Below are 18,577 nucleotides of genomic sequence, written 5' to 3'. Positions count from 1 at the left end.
TACCAATTATATACTCTTTAAATTTTTATTAAATATTCCAGAAAATGGAATAAACTAATTCCAGAAAATAATTAATTGCTCATTTTATATCGCGGATATCTTTTATCAAAAATACTTTTAATTAGTGGTGGAATAATCTCATTCCTGTAAAGCACATTGCAATGCCTCTCTTGTTGCAGGTTTCAATAACATTATCATCTCTTATTGAACCACCTGGCTGTGCAATATACTTAACACCGCTCTTATATGCTCTCTCAATATTATCGCCAAATGGGAAGAACGCATCTGAACCGAGTGCAACATTTGTGTTGCCATCAAGCCATGCTCTCTTTTCTTCCTTAGTAAACGCTTCTGGCTTCTCTGTAAATACTCTCTCCCATGCTCCATCTTCAAGAATATCCATATATTCATCACCAATGTAAAGATCAATTGCATTATCTCTGTCAGCTCTGCCTACACCTTCCTTAAATGGAAGTTCTAATACCTTAGGGTTCTGACGAAGATACCAGTTGTCAGCCTTCTGTCCTGCAAGTCTTGTACAGTGAATTCTTGACTGCTGTCCAGCTCCGATACCGATTGCCTGTCCATTCTTTGCATAGCATACTGAGTTAGACTGTGTATACTTTAATGTAATAAGGGCAATTATTAAATCAATCTTTGCCTGCTTTGGAATTTCTTTATTCTCTGTAACAACATTTTCAAGAAGTGCTTCATTAATCTTGAACTCATTACGTCCCTGCTCAAATGTAACACCATATACCTGCTTTCTCTCAACTGGTGCTGGACGATATGAAGGGTCAATCTTAATTATATTGTAATTACCCTTCTTCTTGCCCTTAAGTATCTCTAAAGCTTCATCTGTGAAACCAGGAGCGATAATACCATCTGATACTTCGTGCTGGATAAGCTTTGCTGTTGAAGCATCACACTCATCTGATAATGATATGAAATCACCAAATGATGACATTCTGTCTGCACCTCTTGCTCTTGCATAAGCACAGGCGAGTGGTGAAAGCTCTCCGATATTCTCATCTACCCAGTATATCTTCTTCTCTACTTCACTAAGAGGAAGTCCTACTGCCGCACCTGCTGGTGATACATGCTTAAATGAAGTTGCAGCTGGAAGTCCTGTTGCTTCCTTTAATTCCTTAACAAGCTGATAGCCATTGAATGCATCTAAGAAATTGATATAACCTGGTCTTCCGTTAAGGATTTCTACTGGAAGCCCGCTTCCGTCTTCCATAAATATTCTTGATGGCTTCTGATTAGGGTTGCAGCCATATTTTAACTGAAATTCGTTCATAACTATTCTCCATTCATTTATTAATTCCTATTATTAATTCTTAATTATTTATTATATTAATAGTTCTTAGTTAGTAGTTCTTATTATTTATTCTTATTGATAATTCTTGTTTCATATTCACCTGTCTTGATATCAATAAATCTTACAAAAAGTGATACTTTATTATCTTCATTAAGATTTTCCCATACCATATTAGTAAATGTATCAATATTGCCTTCTATTCTGACTAATACAGGTTCTCCCTCAAAGCTTGGAAGTGGTGAACCATCATTCATATATGTATGAATAAAATGTCCCTCTCCTGCAATTGGTGCATCATATGTAAATGTAAATCTGTCACACTGGTTAGGATTGCCGTTGTGGCTCTTTAATATTGACATTGCATAATCATATTCACCGTTATCGACTGTCATAAGACCTGATATTCTAGGAGTAAAGTTAGGAGCATCTGGTTCAAATTCCCTTGTTCTTAATGATTCTTCAAATGTCTTTCCTGTACTCATAAGGTCATATACCGTATCTGTCTGGTCACCATTAGTAACGATTGTCTTCTTTCCAAGAACACGTACTGGAGCATATATTATAAGGCTTGGATCTTCAAGCTTACTTGGGTCAAACGCCTCTGTTCTTATTCCTTCCTTGTCCTCAACGAATACTCTGTTACGGCTGTTAGCACTTCTTCCCATAATAAAATATGCTGTAACAGCCTTTGTTCCGTCTGCTGATCTTCCGATAACAATTCCTCTTCCCGGATAAGAACAACCCGATAATTCCTTTTCAAGTGTTGTAATCTGCATAATAATCCTCCATTTCTGTTTTTCATACAGTCTGTAAAAAATGTACAAAGCACATACCACACTATGTGCAGTCGCCTTTGGCAAGCTACATCTTCGTGCAAGTGTGCATAATCGGCACAAAGTGCCTTTTGTATAATTTATACAAAAAAGCCGACCTTATCTGGGTAACCTTTTAAGGGGCTGCCCAGGCGGTCGGCTGATAATCATATATACTGTACTCCCTGTGGGTAATCCCACACATATTCCATAACTTTAACCAATTAAAAGTTCTGTATAATATGCTTTCCGCCAGTCGTACAGCTCATAGTTTTAAGATACACTAAGTTGCGGCATTTTTCAACATTATTTTAAATATAGTTTTTATGCTATAACAATTAATATTATTATTACACTACAGATATTTTTAGTAGTTACCCAGAAGCTTGATTGACTTAGCTTCTTCCTGTATTCCTCTTAACGCATTCATAACGCGGGGATCATCAATATTACCCTCGAAATCCACAAAGAACTTATAATCCCACTGCTTATCTGCTGGTCTTGACTCGATTTTATACATATTAAGCCCATTATATATTATGTGGCTTAAAAGATTATAAAGTGTTCCTGCCTCATTGGCTGTCTCGAATACTATACTTGTCTTGTTAGCATTTTTTAAGAAACGTCTTGCATTAGTTATTATTACAAATCTGGTTGTATTGTTAGATAAGTCAGCAATACCTGTTTCTAATACTTCAAGACCATATATCTGTGCAGCTTTCTTACTAGATATTGCAACGTGCGTGTGATCATTTTCTGATAATAGCATCTTAGCCGCCATAGCTGTATTAGCCTGATGAATTCTCTGCCAATCCTTGTGTGTATTAAGGAAATGGTCGCACTGCATAATTCCCTGTGGGTGCGAATATACAGTTGTAACCTTATTAATATCTGTTCCCTTAAGTCCTACAAGAACGTGATCTATATTAACAAATGTCTCAGCAATTATGTAGTTATCATATTCCTGTAATAAATCATATACACCTACAACACTTCCCGTTGTAGAATTCTCAATTGGAAGCACACCATAATCAGCTTCCTTATTCTTAACTGCTTCCATAACGTCTCTCCAGGTAGGAACACCATAATTATCACAGTCCTCCCCAAAGAAATTGCAGGCAGCTTCCTGTGTGTATGCACCCGGAACTCCCTGATATACAATCTTAACACCCTCTTTATTAATGCTTTCTATAGCCTCATAAGGTTCTCTTAAAGTCTGACCCATAGCTTCAAGAAGCTGATACTGTCCTTTTCTTGAATTAGCCATAATCTGTGAAAATAAGTCATCAATGGCATGGACATTAGCCTCATTTTTAACAAGCTTTGTAACAGCTTCAATCTTCGCACGTTCTCTCTGTGTATCAAGAACTTTCTTTCCTGTCTGGATTTTGTACTCTGCAACTTCCTTTGTAAGCTTCATTCTCTGTTCAAACAAATCGACAAGCTGTTTATCAATACCGTCAATCTGCTCTCTTATTACATTCAAATCTAACATTTTTCAACCTCGTAATCTTTATTGCTTTAAACCATTGATATTGTATCATATTTTTTGTAATATGTAAGTAAATAATTAACAACTATTAATAATACTGATTAATTATATAAAATACTACAGAATGGAGATTACAATATGAAAAAGACCATTACAATAATTATTGTTGTCTTAGTAATTGCAGCTGCTGGTGTTGGCGGATTTTTTTATTTTAAGAAGAACCAGACAGTACATAACAACGACAATGCTATTGGCAACACAGCAGGCAATCTTATCAATGGAGGGCTATTCTGCGAATATAATGACAAAATATATTTTGCCAACCCTGACGATTACAACAAATTATATGTTATGAATTCTGACTGTACGAACATTTCCAAAATAAATGATGACAGCGTTGCCTACCTTAACGTATGTGGCAATTACATATACTATGTAAAGAATAATTTTAATAAAAGTACTATCGGAATGGTATTCAGAGGCCAGCTTTTTGGTCTTTACAGATGTGATTTAGACGGAAGCCATTCAAAAATTTTATATAATGACCGTTCCGGTGCAGCAAGTCTTAGTGGTAACACTGTATTTTACCAGCATTATGATGACACAACAGCCCTTACATTTTATAAAGTAGACATTGATGGCAAGAATAATTCTATAATATCTGACACGCCTTATTCTCCAACAAGTATATATAATGGAAAGCTTTACTTCTCAGACCCTAACGGACGTCACCATATACTTTCTATGGATACTAAGACCTGTCAGATTGTTAATTACTACGACAGCAATTCTTACCTTACATTGATTGATAATAATTACGCTTATTATATAGACCTTGACAAACAGTATTCACTTGTAAGACTTAATATGTCAAATAAGACACTCGAGCTTTTATATGCACCTGAAAATGGCAAAGTAATTAACTACAACGTATATGGTAATAAAATATTCTTCCACGTTGAGGGCGGTGACAATGCCGGTCTTTACAGAATGAATGTTGACGGGACTCAGTTAGAATATGTAGCCGTTGGCGAAATATCAGGTATTCACTGTACTTCCAGGTATACCTTCTTCTCATATTATGAAGATCAGTCAACACTTTACAGAATACCTACAACTGCACCAATAACAACTATTGAAGAGATTTCAATTAATTAATTTATCTATTAAACAAGTAAATATAGAACAATTCCTACGATGCCAGAGCATAACATAACCCAAAGAGGATTAGACTTCCATTTTCTTAAGATAAAAATATCAATAGCAAAAATTATCAAAGCTACAACATCCAAAGATGTAAGATTATTAGGAAGCGTGCTTTGTCCATAAAACGCCATAATTAACAATGAAATACCTGCTGATGCAATCATTGCTATTACAGCCGGTCGTAGCCCTGAAAGAATGCCCTGTACCATATCGAGTCCACGATAACGATAATACATGTAAGCAAGCACCATTACAATGATGCAGGATGGAAATACACAGCCAACAGTTGCAATAACAGCACCACAAAATCCAGCGACCTGAATTCCCACAAATGAAGCAGAGTTAATTGCTATTGGACCTGGTGTCATTTCAGCAATAGTTATAATATCAGTAAACTGTGTCATTGTAAGCCAATGGTGAATATCAATCACCTGATTTTGTATTATTGGCATAGCAGCATACCCACCACCAATACTTAACAATCCAATTTTAAAAAAGCTCCAGAACAATTCAAGATATATCATTGCTTATTACCTGCTTTCCGTTTCATATTTTTAATCCATATATCTAATGTTCCAATACAACCACAGACAAAAATAACTATAATGATATTTATAGATAAGTAACGTACAGCTATAAATGAAGCCAACATTATTATAATTGGTAGCGGTCGTTTTTTTTGAAATATACTCTTTGCCATATTTATTACAACATCGCAAATCACAGCAGCAACTCCGCAAAGCATCCCTCTCATTGCCATACTAACAATAACATTATTACGAAATGCCTGATAGAACATCGAAATTATTGAAATGATTATTAATGGGGGCAATACTGTTCCCAATACCGCAAGTATAGCTCCTGGAATGCCTGCTATATGATACCCCAACATAATTGAAGCATTTACTGCTATCGCACCTGGCGAAGCTTGTGCAATTGCTGTTAAATCCAGCATCTCTTCTTCCTCTATCCAGCCTAGTTCCTCAACAAACTTTTTCCTCATTAAAGGAATTATTACAAATCCTCCTCCAAATGTACACGCACTTAATTCAAAAGTTGATAAAAACAATTTTCTATACTTATACCAGATGCTCATCTCTAGAATTCCATCCTTCCTATTTTTTAATACTATATCACTTGATTCCTAATAATTGAAATAATATAATCTTACATAAATAATAAGTAATTTGATATAAGGAGTTTATAATGACACTACGACATATGATAATTTTTCGTGCTGTATGTGAAAATGGATATAATTCTACAAAAGCTGCATCTGCTTTACATATAACACAGCCAGCTGTAAGCCTTGCCATCAAAGAAATAGAACAATATTATGGGGTACAGCTTTTTGACCGCATAGGGCGAAGACTCCAAATCACTAGTGCTGGACAACATTTTCTTCAATATGCAATACACATATCCGACTTATTTTCAGATATGGAAACTGGATTTCGCGACTGGGATTCCAAAGGCATCATTCGCATAGGAGCAAGCATAACAATTGGCTCTCAATTTTTACCAAATTATGTAAAGTCTTTCTATGAAGTATGTCCAGAAATAGATGTAAGAGTAACTATCGAACAATCTGAACGACTGGAGCAAAAAATACTTGCAAACGAGTTAGATTGTGCGTTAATTGAAGGTATATCGCATAATTCTAACATCGTATCTGAAGCCTATATGCAAGACTATTTAAGTGTTATTTGCGATACTAATAAAGGATGGAAAGATGGGCAGAATATACCCATAGAAGTATTTCAAAAGCAGCGTTTTCTATTACGTGAAAAAGGAAGCGGAACACGTGAAGTTTTTGATCGTGTTACTACACAAGCTGGCATTCATATTATTCCAGTATGGGAAGCTATGAGTACAACAGCACTAATCAACGCCACCATCAACGGACTAGGTATTTCTGTTTTACCAAATAGAATGATTATTCCATCATTAAAACAAGGATTAATTTCTACAGTAAATGTACAGGATTTAATTTTCAGTAGAAATTTCTATATTATTTACCATAAAGATAAATTTTTGACTCCATCTATCAAACAGTTTATTAATCTGTGCAAAGAATATGTATAATAGTTATTCATTGCCATAGTACAATATAATATAAAAATAACAATAAGAGCCACAGTTTCATTTAAACTATGGCTCTCTTATTATTTTATATTTATTAATCAGGATATTCGCTTGTTATTCCGAAATATTCTTCTAATGAAATCCAGTCACCATTATTATAAAGCTTCTCTGCTAATTCAGTTCCAACATATCTTAAATGCCATGATTCATACTGGTAACCTGTATAAGCATCCTTTCCCTTTGGAAATCTTATGCAGAAACCATATTTATAACAGTTATCATTAACCCATTTACCTTCGCTTGTATACTGAAAGCTGTCTTCAATCGAATTCAAATCAAAGCATAGACCCGTCTGATGTTCTGAATTACCCGGTCTTGATGAATAAGTATCTGCCGCAGCTTTTCCATCGTTGGCTACATATCTATTGTAAAGACCCACCTGATAATCATATGAACGGTAACCACTCGCAATATAGATATTAAGTCCTTTTGCTGTCGCATCTGCCTGCATTTTTCTGAAAGCCGTCATTAAATCCTTGTCAAGGCTCTTATTACTTCTTGCCTCTGTTACAGGTACTTCTGGATTTTCTGGAATAAATGTACTTGGAAGTGCATATGTCTTATTGGCTATTAAGTAACCATCTATATATGTTGCTCCATTTCTGTTATCAATAGTAAATCCCTTAGATGTCTTAGTTACGCCATCTCCTGTTGATGACCCTTTTTTATCATCTGTCTGCTGGCTCTCTGTGCTCTTATCATCTGAACTATTAACATTTGAAGCATCAGATTTACTCGCTGTATCTGTGCTGTTATTAGATGAATTAATACTATCACCTGCCTTAGACTCTGTGTTATTACTGCTATCGCTTGTTGTAACTATTGTATTATCATTAGTATCCGTTGACTTTTTCCTGTTAGCATTTAATAATAATACTACTGCTACAATAATCACAACAACTACTACGGCTATACACGCGGCAATTGTAATTCTTTTTCTCATAATCCTCTGTTTTCTTGTTAATCTTTTCTTTCTCATATGTCCTCCTGTTATCATTATATTAATGGAGATGCAACTTTATAATCTGAATTCACAATAACATTTTTTAATGCTGTAACCTGCTCATTATCACACTCTTTTATTAAATTGACAAGACCCTTTGTTATAAGCCACGCACCATATTTATTAAAATGTGTATTCTCTGATACAGTGTCTTTCTTAGCAAGTTCATTAACAAAATCCTCTGGCCACTTGCCCTTATTGATACCCTTTTTGATAGATGTATACTTGTGAATATCAGCTTCGCCTATACTCTCAAAAAGCTTTACCGTATAACTAAATAAATCTATCACGGGAGTATGTGTTTCCTCTCCTATCTGCTTCATTGCCCTTATATAGCAGAAATTATCACCGCCGTGAAGTCCCGGACCATCTTTAATTGTTCCGTCCTTGTTAAATGCTGTTCTTGCCGGTGCTGTTACAAGCACTGGAACAGCATTATGTTCTCTTGCCATATCAATATACTGCTTTATGAACCATTTGAAGCTGCCCTTCTCACCATTAGGTGAATATGGATAATATGTATCATTAGGGTAAGTGTTATTAAATGCCTTAACGCTTGCAAGCACTGCTTCCTTATCAGCTATTGAGTCATCTTTCATTAAAGCATCTATATATTCTTTAGGAATATAATCTTTAGGCACTCTCTCGCCCGGTATAACCGGATATCTTCCGTCCTCATCAGGTATTCCAAGCTCTGTCATACGGTTAAACATAGTGCTGTAACCTTTAGAACTATCATCATTGTGGCAGAATTCTATCAAAAGGTAATCTCCTGCCTGTATACTTTCATCTATTTTATCAAATCTTCCTTCATTGAGAAATAACCTTGAACTTCTGCCTCCCTTGGCGCAATTAAATACTTTAGTATCAGGAGTTACATAATATTTAAGGTATTGTCCCCAACCTGCTATAAATTCTTCTTCTGTGTAATTCTGGACGATTGAATCGCCGGCTAAATAAATATTCATAATTCTGCCTTTCTTCCTCTTTGTAATTACTTTACACGACTTATACATCTGCTTGTTTGTTTTTAATTGAACTGACATATTTATTGCTTATCTTCATAGTTTCGCTGTGGACTTTCATAGATTTTGTCGCACGGACATTGTGTGAGGGCTTAATATTACCGCTGGACACGCTTTCGCTACTTGAAACCGTAACGGACACATAAGCGGCTAAAATACAGCCGCTAAGTGCCGGCGGTTTCAAAAGTACCCAGCTTGCAATATTAAGCCCTCACACAACTGGTGTTCTATAAATTTGTGTCAGTTTTATATGTTTAAATGATAGCACATATCTGTTATTTTCACTATATATTTTCGACAGTAGTTTCTGTTACTGCTTTCGATTTTAGACATACCTATCTATACTAAATGGTTGTCACTAGCTATATCGTAATTATCTGTGTACTCCGCATTTTGCCTAAGCTCCACTAACATTTCATCAACTTCTAATTCCATAGTCCCAATCCCTTTCCTAACATATCCCCCGTATCTTTCCTCTCCACTCACAACGCTGCTCTTGACTACAACTATATTTAAGTATATCATAATAAAGTTACATAAGTTATATCAAATCTATTAAAAACCCCCAATTAAATCAGTCCTCCAGACCGATTTAACCCAAAAATCACCCACCAAAAAGGTCGATAAATACCATTTTATAAATAATAAAGGTCGATATAGCACCACCCACAAAGCTCATCGCCACAACTGTGCATATCTCACAATACCGCACCGCTACCTTTAATGATATCACCAAGGTTACCCCATCGCAACCAAGTGCCACTGTCAGATTGGTGTGGGCTGATATAAGCATAAGAAGACGATGGGGAGCCGCCGGTCCTTAGCTGGCAGTGCCAACTGGCAGCTTAGTACCGCTGCGAGCGACACTCAGTGCAAACGGGTCTTCGTTGCTTATATCAGCCCACCCCAATCGTCCATGTCTATAACATTGTTATTTATCCCCCTTTTAAAAATATTATGTAAAGAAAGGACCCTACTTATGCAAGATAAAACACAACAGATTTTCCGCGATGCTCCAGTACCTAAAGCCGTACTTACTAACGTAATTCCATCTATAATAAGTATGCTTATGGTTCTTGTATACAATCTTGCGGATACATTTTTTATTGGTCAGACTAAAGACCCACTTATGGTTGCCGCTGTTTCCATTGCTACACCAGCATTTATTATATTCATGGCTGTCGGTATGTTATTTGGAATTGGTGGTACTTCTATGATAAGCCGAATGCTTGGCGAAGGAAAACGTGATATGGCCAAACATATTTCAGCATTCTGTTTTTGGACAGGTGCAGCAATTGGCGTTATTGCTATGATAATTATGACAATATTTTCAGTTCCCGTATGCCGTCTTATCGGTGCAAGTGATGCTACAATAGGATACGCTTCACAATATCTTTCAATCGTTGCCATTGGAATACCATTTCTTATTGTAAGCAATTCCTTTAGTAATATCATTCGTTCTGAAGGTCACGCTACAGTCGCTATGACCGGAATGATTATCGGTAATATGATTAACATTGTACTTGACCCTGTTATGATTATTGGTTTTAAATGGTATGTTGCAGGTGCAGCTGTTGCCACAGTTCTTGGTAACATTTTCTCAACCGTATTTTATATTATCCACCTTACTTCCAAGCGGTCGATATTATCGATTAAACCTAAAGATTATTCCGCTAAAAAGATAATTACTCTCGGTGTGCTTTCAATCGGAATTCCAGCTTCACTTAACAGCATACTTATGAGCTTCTCCAATATTATGATCAATTCATTTATGGCAAAACATGGTGATTTACAACTTGCCGGTCTTGGTGTTGCTATGAAAGTTAATATGATTGCAGTTATGCTTCTTATTGGTGTTGGAACTGGTATCCAGCCTCTGCTCGGCTACTGTTTCGGTGCTGGAAATAGCAAGCGTTACCGCTCAGTTTTAAAATTCTCTTTATGTTTTGCAATATGCTTAAGTATTATAATGACACTCATATGTTATCTTGGTGCAGCTCCTCTTGCAAAAGCATTTCTTGATGATGAGGAAGCATTTGGATATGCATTTGCATTTTCAAGAATATACATAATGTCTGGGCCTGTGCTTGGAATACTATTCGTATTCATCAATGCAATACAGTCAATGGGTGCTGCGATACCATCACTTATACTTTCAGTAAGCCGTCAGGGAATAATCTATTTTCCGATACTGATTACAACAAGCATTGTGAACAACACGCCTGTTAACCTTGCTATGACACAGCCTATAACTGACTATATTGCAACAGCTTTATCTATAGTATTATTCATAGTAGCTTATAAGAAATATTTTGTAGCTAAAGATGATACATCTGTGGCTGATTAATGTTATAGTAATACTATTAATTGACTAAATCAGACATAAATTTATATAATTAATACATAATTAATATAAAACCAATAGTCATAAAACGTAAGTGCTTACCATAAAACAGCAGGACTGCCATATATATGCCCCCTACTTAACAGTAAGGTGACATATACATAGCAGTCCTGCTTTATTAAGAATAGTATTCTAATTTCAATTAATTCATATTCTGAGATTATGCTGCTCTATTTCCAACACTCACCTCAAAAATATTAACTTTATATTACCCCTTCGAATCGTAAGATGTTCCATATAATAAATCTGACACATCAACACTTGAAGATGAAGAATTATAAAGACCTGACAGGCTTTTCTGTATGCTTAATGCTTCTGATACAATATTATTAACTGAACCTGATTGTTCTTTAATTCCCTTCATTAATTCAGACTCACTTCCTAACATCTTCTTTAATTCAGACATATCTGCACTCTTTAACTTATCAGTGTCAACTGAAAGCTTGCCATTATCATCAACAGTAATACCTACTGCCGCAAGTGCCTCCTTATTGTCTGTTACAAGCTTATCAAGCTTAGTCTTGTAAGTATTCTCAATTGTGCTTCCAACTGTATTAATGTTAGTAATAAGTGTATTATAAGCACTTACAAAATTATTAACAGTATCATATACCTTATCTTTAGAATAATCACTTGAATCTTCATTCCAGAGCGATTCGTTAGATAATGAACTTATTACACTGTTAAGATTAGATGCTGAAGATGCAACCTTCTCATACTGTGCATCCTTAGAAGAACTTGATGTATCATATCCAAGAACTTCTTTCATCTTCTGCTGATATCTTAAGTTGTTATTCTGGATAAGAACATCAATATAAGAATCTGCGGCACTCTTTGACTTGCCTGTTGAACTACTACTATTTAACATATCAAGAAGAGTAGTAGATTGTGTAGAAATATTCACTTTATCTTCCTTTCCGTGCAATCGCACCAGGATATATAATTCCCTCCGTGGATATCCATATTTTATATATCGGCACGCATAACAATATGTTTAGAAAATATTCCTAATTCCCATCGCGAATTATAATTATATCATTCAGCTTAAGCATAGTATCCTTCTGTGGAAGAATCGATAAATCATCTCTAAATATAAGATATATTGACACAAAATCTGTTTCTTCAATCTCCTCTACTGTCTTTCCTGCCTGTGTCTTATCAATCTTTATCTCTGCTATCTCTTTTATATCTGCATTTTTAATATCAGAAATGCTGCTTTTTCTCTGATACTATTCAACAAAACCTGCACTAATAATACCTGTTGGTATAGCCACCGCACCAACTCCAAGATAGGCTATGCATATCGCCATAATTCTTCCAACTTAAACCTTGCAGTTACTCCTTTACATTCAGGATAAAGCAGATCCGCCGTCCATATCCTAAGAATATATTCCACGCAGAATATAAATAAAGTTATATACTCAACCCATTTAAAAAATCCACCCATAAATGCAAGCTCATCAAAGGTCTGCAAAAATGTCACTATAATATTAGAAAATATTGTTATCGTTATAAATATATCAAAAGCCCTGCTTATGCGGTTGCTCTTATCCCCAATCTGAATTATGTTAAATATATTGTTCTTCATACAAATCCCGCCGCCTGTATTCATAATCAGTTCATACGCTTACAGTTTGACTGACTGATGATTATTAATTGCTGTTATCTGCTGTAACATTTGTTATATATTGTAACATATATTACATAATAAACACACAATAAAATACCGGTGCCAGCTATTAACTGACACCGGTATTAAAATTTATAAGGAGAAATGTATATTATTATGATGATGTGAATACCAGCCACTAGTCCTGTTATTCACATCACACAACAAGCGATTAGTTATTAGCAAATAATGCTGTTGATAAATATCTATCACCTGAGTCTGGGAGTAATGCAACGATATTCTTACCCTTGTTCTCTGGTCTTTGTGCAAGAATTGTAGCTGCCTTTAAAGCTGCACCTGAAGAAATACCAACAAGTACACCTTCACTTACTGCGAATGCTCTGCCTTCTGCAAATGCATCATCATTATCAATTGCAATTATTTCGTCATATATCTTTGTATCAAGAACTGTAGGAACAAATCCTGCACCGATACCCTGAATCTTATGAGCACCTGCTGTTCCCTTTGAAAGAACCGGACTTGTTGCTGGCTCAACTGCTACAATCTTAACATCTGGATTCTGTGACTTAAGGTATTCACCAACACCTGTAACTGTTCCGCCTGTACCAACACCAGCTACGAATATATCTACCTTACCATCAAGCTGTTCCCAGATTTCTGGACCTGTTGTAGCCTTGTGAGCTGCTGGGTTAGCCGGATTATCAAACTGTCCTAAGATGATAGAGCCTTCGATTTCCTTGTTAAGTTCTTCTGCCTTTGCAATAGCACCCTTCATACCCTTAGCACCTTCTGTAAGAACAAGTTCAGCACCATAAGCCTTTAAAAGATTCCTTCTTTCTACTGACATTGTATCTGGAAGTGTAAGAATTGCTCTATAGCCCTTAGCTGCTGCAACTGAGGCAATACCAATACCTGTATTACCACTTGTTGGCTCGATGATTGTTGCACCAGGCTTTAATAATCCCTTATCTTCTGCATCCTTAATCATTGCTAATGCAATTCTGTCCTTTACAGAACCTGCTGGGTTGAGATATTCAAGCTTACCAAATATGTTAGCCTCTGTAACCCCTGCCTTCTTAGAATATCCATTAAGCTTAAGTAATGGTGTCTTTCCTACTAATTCTGCTGCACTCTCTACATAATTACTCATATTATTAATCCTCCTGAAAATGTTTTATTATTGTTTTCCTATAAACCTATATGTTTAATGTGTTTTATGATTGCATTATATCCTCTGATTAGTAATCTGTCAACCACTAATTTTTAAATTCTTATAATTTTTATTATGCCCCGTATTATCCTTCCATATATCCATAATAATTAAATTAAAAAGAAGCCTGTACCACAGCCAGTGTCATTAATTTAATAACATTGCCGTATTCCAGACTTCTATCTTATTATCTTTATATAACTTATTAATATATATCATATATATCAACCGAATTTCTTCGTTACATCTGCCTTCATTATCTTGTCAGCATATTCCACGCCATATTTTTTCACAACATACTTATAGCACTTTGATAACTGAGGTGTTCTTGACTTCAAATCGTGTGCATCAGATGCAATATAATCTACAATATGGTCTTTAAGAAGTGCCTTAGTACATCTCTGTACTGCCCAGCCATTATCGCCGGTAACTGAGTCTGCGTTAATCTGTATGTCAGCACCCATTCTCTTTAACTCATATATATAGTCCCAATCCTTAACCGTACACACATATCTTTCAACATGTGCCACAATTGGGTGATAGCCAGCCATTATAACATCAAGTACAGCTCCTCTTACCTTGTCCTGCTCAACCCCTGAGGAGAACTCTATAAGAATTGTGTCAGTTCCGCACATTGTCTTTTCATCAAGCTTATCCAGATCGTCTAATATCTCTGACCTGAAATACACTTCCCTGCCAAGATATACCCCCATATCAGGAAATGTCTTAGCCGCCTCGTCAGCAAGTATCTCATAATGCTCTACTATCTTGCTGTAATGTGCCATACCTCTCTTAGGATGAAAATGTGGTGTCAATATGACATCTCTTATACCATCTTCATATGCCATTCGCAACATTTCCATACTTGTCTTTATATCCGGCGAACCATCATCAACTCCAAATAAAATATGATTATGTATATCTGTAAAACCTGTACATACAGGTTCTTCACTCATCTTTCTCATATAAAACCCGCTCACTTTCCAACCATACGTTCTTATATTTTATTATATAAAATATACATATCATCTGTCAATCAAACTATTACAAAGCTTATATAAACTTTATAATTACCAGTTCTTACATTCACGAAGCCCTATATTTACAACGCTTTATACTTGGATATTTCTTCAAGATACTGCTGCCCTATCGTACTTAACGCAATTCCTTTTCTTGAAATATAACCAATATCCATAACTTCCTTAGCATCAAGCTTTACTGCACAATATTCATCACCATTAAGCTCCTCACATATAATTCCTGAACACAGCGTATATCCATTAAGTCCAACCATAAGATTAAGCATAGTTGCCCTGTCATTAGCCTTAATAAGCTGCTTATATTCATATGTGCTTAATACTTCTTCTGCATAATAAAATGAATTATAATCCCCCTGGTCAAATGAAAGACACGGATAATCTTTTAACTCCTCAAGCTTAATAAGCTTTTTACCAGCAAGCGGGTGTCCCTTGTACATATATACATATATTTCACATTCTAACAGCTTATGGAACTCAAGATAATTATCATTGAAGATTTTCTCAAGCACATTTTTATTAAAGCTGTTAATGTACAGTATGCCAATTTCACTTTTGCCATTCTTCACATCTTCTATAACCTCGTGTGTCTTGGTTTCGTGTACAGCAAACTCATATTCGTCCATACCATACTGCTTAACCATATGCACAAAAGCATTAACCGCAAAAGAATAATGCTGCATTGACACACTGAATCTTTTCTTGACTTCTGATTTAGTGATGTATCTTGCATCTAAAAGCTCATACTGCTCCATAACCTGTCTTGCATAACCGATAAATTCCTTGCCATCAGGTGTTACTGCAATACCATTCTGTGAACGTCTGAATATCTGTACTCCAATCTCCTCCTCTAAGGAATGTATTGAAGTTGAAAGACTTGGCTGTGATATAAAAAGCTTCTTGGCTGCTTCATTAAAAGACTCTGACTCTGCAACAATTATCGCATATTTTAACTGGTTTAATGTCATACCTTAATCTCCATATTATGCTATTCTTTTTATACCATTCCTTTTATGCCATTTTCTGAAGGAAGGCTTTAGTTCTTTCACTCTTAGGGTTATCTATAACGTCTTGCGGCTTACCCTCTTCGACTATTACGCCACCATCCATAAATATAACTCTGTCAGCTACATTTCTGGCAAAATCTATCTCGTGTGTAACTATAACCATTGTCATCTTTTCATTGGCAAGTTCTCTTAAAAGCTTAAGAATTCCTGCTGTTATCTCTGGGTCAAGTGCAGATGTTGGCTCATCAAAGAACAGCATCTTTGGATTCATAGCAAGTGCCCTCGCAATAGCAACTCTCTGCTGTTGTCCGCCTGATAACTGGCCTGGGTAGCTGTCTTCTTTATTCTCAAGTCCAACCTTCTTTAAAAGCTCGCGTGCCTCGGCAGTCACCTCAGCTTTATCACGTTTCTGCACATTAATTGGTGCATCAATTACATTTTTAAGCACTGAAAAATGTGGGAAAAGGTTGAAATTCTGGAATACAAGTCCAAAATTATTTCTTATGCTGTGTAACTTCTTCTTGTCTACGTACTGTGCTGCACCTGACTCATTAAGCGTTGCACTCTCACCACAATATGACAATGTTCCCTCATCCATATTCTCTAGGAGAGTTGCACATCTTAAAAATGTTGATTTACCAGAACCTGATGGTCCGATTATTGCAACAACCTCTCCCTCATTAACTTCTATTGATATATCCTTTAACACTTCTAGACTTCCAAATGTCTTTTTTACATGTTTCATTTCAAGTAAACTTGTACTGCTCATACTGCCTCCATCTGTTTAATAACGCATTTTCTTTTCTATATATTCCATTATCCAGGCAACTATAAAGTTGAATATATAATAAAATGCTCCTGCAATAAATAATGGCATTATGCTTGCACTTGCCGCCGCAATCTGCTTAGCGAGCGTGAACATTTCTGTATACGCAAGTGCAAATGCTAAAGATGTATCTTTTACAAGAGTTATTACTTCATTAGTAACTGGTGGAAGCACAATTCTTGTCATCTGGGGAAGTATAATTCTTACAAATGTCTGTGCCCTTGTGTAACCAAGAACTGTTGCAGCTTCACTCTGTCCTGCTGGTATCGCCTGAATTCCCGATCTGAATATCTCTGCAAAATATGCCGCATAATTAAGTGCAAATCCTATAATTACCGCATAAAATCTATAACTGTAAGAAAGCGAAATTCCAAATACATAATATGGACCAAAGAACACAACTAAAAGCTGTAACATAAGGGGTGTTCCTCTCATTATTGATATGTATATCTTTGCAATCCATCTTATTACATTTACCTTTGACAATCTTACAAACATAAGTAAAAGTCCTAGTGGAAGTGAGAATACAAGTGTAAGTACGAATATTGCAAGTGATGCAAGCATACCTTCTGCAAGCTTGGATACAACGCTTCCAAGTTCAACAAAGAAATTACCTTTATCAACAGCTAAATCACTATCATTTACAACATTATCAGCACTTAAGCATATGCTTTCCTCAAGTCCCCATTCTTCAGCTATCGAAAGAAATGTTCCATCATCAAGCATATCAAGAAGTGTTGATTGTACTTTATCTCTTAATTCTGTATTGCCAAGTTTAAAGCCTATTCCATACTGTTCATTAGATACATGCTGTGACAACATTCTGAATCTGCCGCCTCTTGCATTAAGTTCATAATTGGCAACACCCATATCCATACATATCGCATCAACTGAACCAGCCTCAAGATTCATAAATGCACCATTATAATCACCAACCTGCTGTAATGAGGCAAAGCTTTTAGCAAGTGCAACATTTTCCGGTTCTGCATCTTCACCGGTAAATGCTGCAAGTGCAGATGAGTCTGACTGCACAACAACAACTTTTCCTGCTAAGTCTGATAATGAATTAATGCTTGAATCTGACTTTACTATTACAACCTGTGAATTATCAATATATGGAGTTGTCCATGTATAATCGGACTCCCTTCCGTCCATAGTAAATCCATTCCATATACAATCTATGCTTCCAGATGAAAGTTCCATATCTTTAGAATCCCAGTCGATTGGCTGTTTGACAAGTTCCCAGCCATTACGTCTGCATACTTCTTCTGCTAAAGATAAGTCAAATCCAACATATTCTCCACTCTCATCTTTGTAACCATAAGGTGGAAATTCCGCATCAAAACCCACTGTAAATGTTGTCTTGCCGTCTGACTGCTTCTTATCTGAACAGGCAGTAAATGTACCTGCTATAAAAGAGCATAATAAAAGTACAATAAGCATTTTCCTTAATAAT

The 18,577-nt window shown here is 35.9% G+C and carries 18 protein-coding genes, 2 pseudogenes and 1 riboswitch; of the genes and pseudogenes, 3 read left to right on the top strand and 17 right to left on the bottom strand.

What is annotated here, in order from left to right; translation table 11 throughout:
* Nucleotides 1-121: 121 nt before the first annotated feature.
* The 3 genes from BM157_RS00350 to pheA form a co-directional block, all read right to left on the bottom strand.
* Nucleotides 122-1,303 (bottom strand): phosphoribosylaminoimidazolecarboxamide formyltransferase, encoded by a 1,182-nt coding sequence (locus BM157_RS00350; protein ID WP_055306431.1) that lies wholly within the window; start codon nucleotides 1,301-1,303, stop codon nucleotides 122-124.
* An 83-nt stretch (nucleotides 1,304-1,386) separates the two neighbouring features.
* Nucleotides 1,387-2,100: an IMP cyclohydrolase gene (locus BM157_RS00345; RefSeq protein WP_022502894.1), complete on the bottom strand. Its 714-nt coding sequence runs from the start codon at nucleotides 2,098-2,100 to the stop codon at nucleotides 1,387-1,389.
* A 175-nt stretch (nucleotides 2,101-2,275) separates the two neighbouring features.
* Nucleotides 2,276-2,406, bottom strand: a riboswitch (ZMP/ZTP riboswitch).
* A gap of 97 nt (nucleotides 2,407-2,503) precedes the next feature.
* On the bottom strand, nucleotides 2,504-3,631 hold the full coding sequence (pheA, locus tag BM157_RS00340) for a prephenate dehydratase (RefSeq protein WP_022502895.1): 1,128 nt from the start codon (nucleotides 3,629-3,631) through the stop codon (nucleotides 2,504-2,506).
* Between the two features lie 135 nt (nucleotides 3,632-3,766).
* Here pheA and BM157_RS00335 point away from each other — a divergent pair, with 135 nt between their 5' ends.
* Complete coding sequence (locus BM157_RS00335) at nucleotides 3,767-4,786, top strand: DUF5050 domain-containing protein (protein WP_022502896.1); 1,020 nt, start codon at nucleotides 3,767-3,769, stop codon at nucleotides 4,784-4,786.
* 8 nt (nucleotides 4,787-4,794) lie between these two features.
* Here BM157_RS00335 and BM157_RS00330 read toward each other — a convergent pair whose 3' ends face one another.
* Both BM157_RS00330 and BM157_RS00325 read right to left on the bottom strand, forming a co-directional pair.
* Nucleotides 4,795-5,358 carry a chromate transporter gene (locus BM157_RS00330; RefSeq protein ID WP_022502897.1) on the bottom strand — a complete coding sequence of 188 codons (564 nt, stop codon included), beginning with the start codon at nucleotides 5,356-5,358 and terminating at the stop codon, nucleotides 4,795-4,797.
* Entirely contained in the window at nucleotides 5,355-5,930 is a 576-nt protein-coding gene (locus tag BM157_RS00325) for a chromate transporter (RefSeq protein WP_022502898.1), read from the bottom strand. Before BM157_RS00325 ends, BM157_RS00330 begins: the two co-directional genes overlap by 4 nt.
* 110 nt (nucleotides 5,931-6,040) lie before the next feature.
* Here BM157_RS00325 and BM157_RS00320 point away from each other — a divergent pair, with 110 nt between their 5' ends.
* The gene (locus tag BM157_RS00320) at nucleotides 6,041-6,919 is read left to right on the top strand and encodes a LysR family transcriptional regulator (RefSeq protein ID WP_070101782.1); all 879 of its coding nucleotides are present in this window, start codon (nucleotides 6,041-6,043) and stop codon (nucleotides 6,917-6,919) included.
* A gap of 94 nt (nucleotides 6,920-7,013) precedes the next feature.
* On the opposite strand, the gene BM157_RS00315 is transcribed toward BM157_RS00320, so the two are convergent.
* From BM157_RS00315 to BM157_RS12845, 3 genes are all read right to left on the bottom strand, one after another.
* Nucleotides 7,014-7,958 (bottom strand): M15 family metallopeptidase, encoded by a 945-nt coding sequence (locus BM157_RS00315; protein WP_022502900.1) that lies wholly within the window; start codon nucleotides 7,956-7,958, stop codon nucleotides 7,014-7,016.
* Nucleotides 7,959-7,975: 17 nt separating this feature from the next.
* Nucleotides 7,976-8,950 (bottom strand): SGNH/GDSL hydrolase family protein, encoded by a 975-nt coding sequence (locus BM157_RS00310; protein WP_147581232.1) that lies wholly within the window; start codon nucleotides 8,948-8,950, stop codon nucleotides 7,976-7,978.
* A 396-nt stretch (nucleotides 8,951-9,346) separates the two neighbouring features.
* Entirely contained in the window at nucleotides 9,347-9,493 is a 147-nt protein-coding gene (locus tag BM157_RS12845; protein ID WP_156331050.1) for a hypothetical protein, read from the bottom strand.
* 493 nt (nucleotides 9,494-9,986) lie between these two features.
* Between BM157_RS12845 and BM157_RS00305 the strand changes: the two genes are divergently transcribed.
* Entirely contained in the window at nucleotides 9,987-11,354 is a 1,368-nt protein-coding gene (locus BM157_RS00305; RefSeq protein WP_055175553.1) for an MATE family efflux transporter, read from the top strand.
* A 265-nt stretch (nucleotides 11,355-11,619) separates the two neighbouring features.
* Here the strand turns inward: BM157_RS00305 and BM157_RS00300 are convergent, their stop codons facing one another.
* The 9 genes and pseudogenes from BM157_RS00300 to BM157_RS13165 all read right to left on the bottom strand — a co-directional run.
* On the bottom strand, nucleotides 11,620-12,315 hold the full coding sequence (locus tag BM157_RS00300) for a hypothetical protein (protein ID WP_022502903.1): 696 nt from the start codon (nucleotides 12,313-12,315) through the stop codon (nucleotides 11,620-11,622).
* Nucleotides 12,316-12,418: 103 nt separating this feature from the next.
* Nucleotides 12,419-12,538, bottom strand: coding sequence for a hypothetical protein (locus BM157_RS13175; protein ID WP_349191425.1), 120 nt, complete (start codon nucleotides 12,536-12,538; stop codon nucleotides 12,419-12,421).
* Between the two features lie 167 nt (nucleotides 12,539-12,705).
* The gene (locus tag BM157_RS12840) at nucleotides 12,706-12,999 is read right to left on the bottom strand and encodes an ion transporter (protein ID WP_055175558.1); all 294 of its coding nucleotides are present in this window, start codon (nucleotides 12,997-12,999) and stop codon (nucleotides 12,706-12,708) included.
* A gap of 253 nt (nucleotides 13,000-13,252) precedes the next feature.
* Entirely contained in the window at nucleotides 13,253-14,191 is a 939-nt protein-coding gene (gene cysK / locus BM157_RS00290) for a cysteine synthase A (RefSeq protein WP_022502905.1), read from the bottom strand.
* A 284-nt stretch (nucleotides 14,192-14,475) separates the two neighbouring features.
* A complete protein-coding gene (locus BM157_RS00285) occupies nucleotides 14,476-15,216 on the bottom strand; it encodes a CpsB/CapC family capsule biosynthesis tyrosine phosphatase (protein WP_022502906.1) in 741 nt (246 codons plus the stop codon).
* Between the two features lie 137 nt (nucleotides 15,217-15,353).
* Nucleotides 15,354-16,256: a LysR family transcriptional regulator gene (locus BM157_RS00280; RefSeq protein WP_055175564.1), complete on the bottom strand. Its 903-nt coding sequence runs from the start codon at nucleotides 16,254-16,256 to the stop codon at nucleotides 15,354-15,356.
* A gap of 43 nt (nucleotides 16,257-16,299) precedes the next feature.
* The gene (locus tag BM157_RS00275) at nucleotides 16,300-17,064 is read right to left on the bottom strand and encodes an amino acid ABC transporter ATP-binding protein (protein ID WP_090139467.1); all 765 of its coding nucleotides are present in this window, start codon (nucleotides 17,062-17,064) and stop codon (nucleotides 16,300-16,302) included.
* A 15-nt stretch (nucleotides 17,065-17,079) separates the two neighbouring features.
* Nucleotides 17,080-17,709, bottom strand: a pseudogene (locus BM157_RS13170) (amino acid ABC transporter permease); the annotation flags it as partial.
* Nucleotides 17,710-17,862: 153 nt separating this feature from the next.
* Nucleotides 17,863-18,564: pseudogene (locus tag BM157_RS13165) on the bottom strand (amino acid ABC transporter substrate-binding protein); the annotation flags it as partial.
* Nucleotides 18,565-18,577 lie beyond the last annotated feature (13 nt).

This window comes from [Lactobacillus] rogosae, assembly GCA_900112995.1.
Classification (GTDB): Bacteria; Bacillota; Clostridia; order Lachnospirales; family Lachnospiraceae; genus Lachnospira; species Lachnospira rogosae.
The sequence above is the reverse complement of the archived record's forward strand: the minus strand, read 5'-3'. Positions and strand labels throughout refer to the sequence as shown.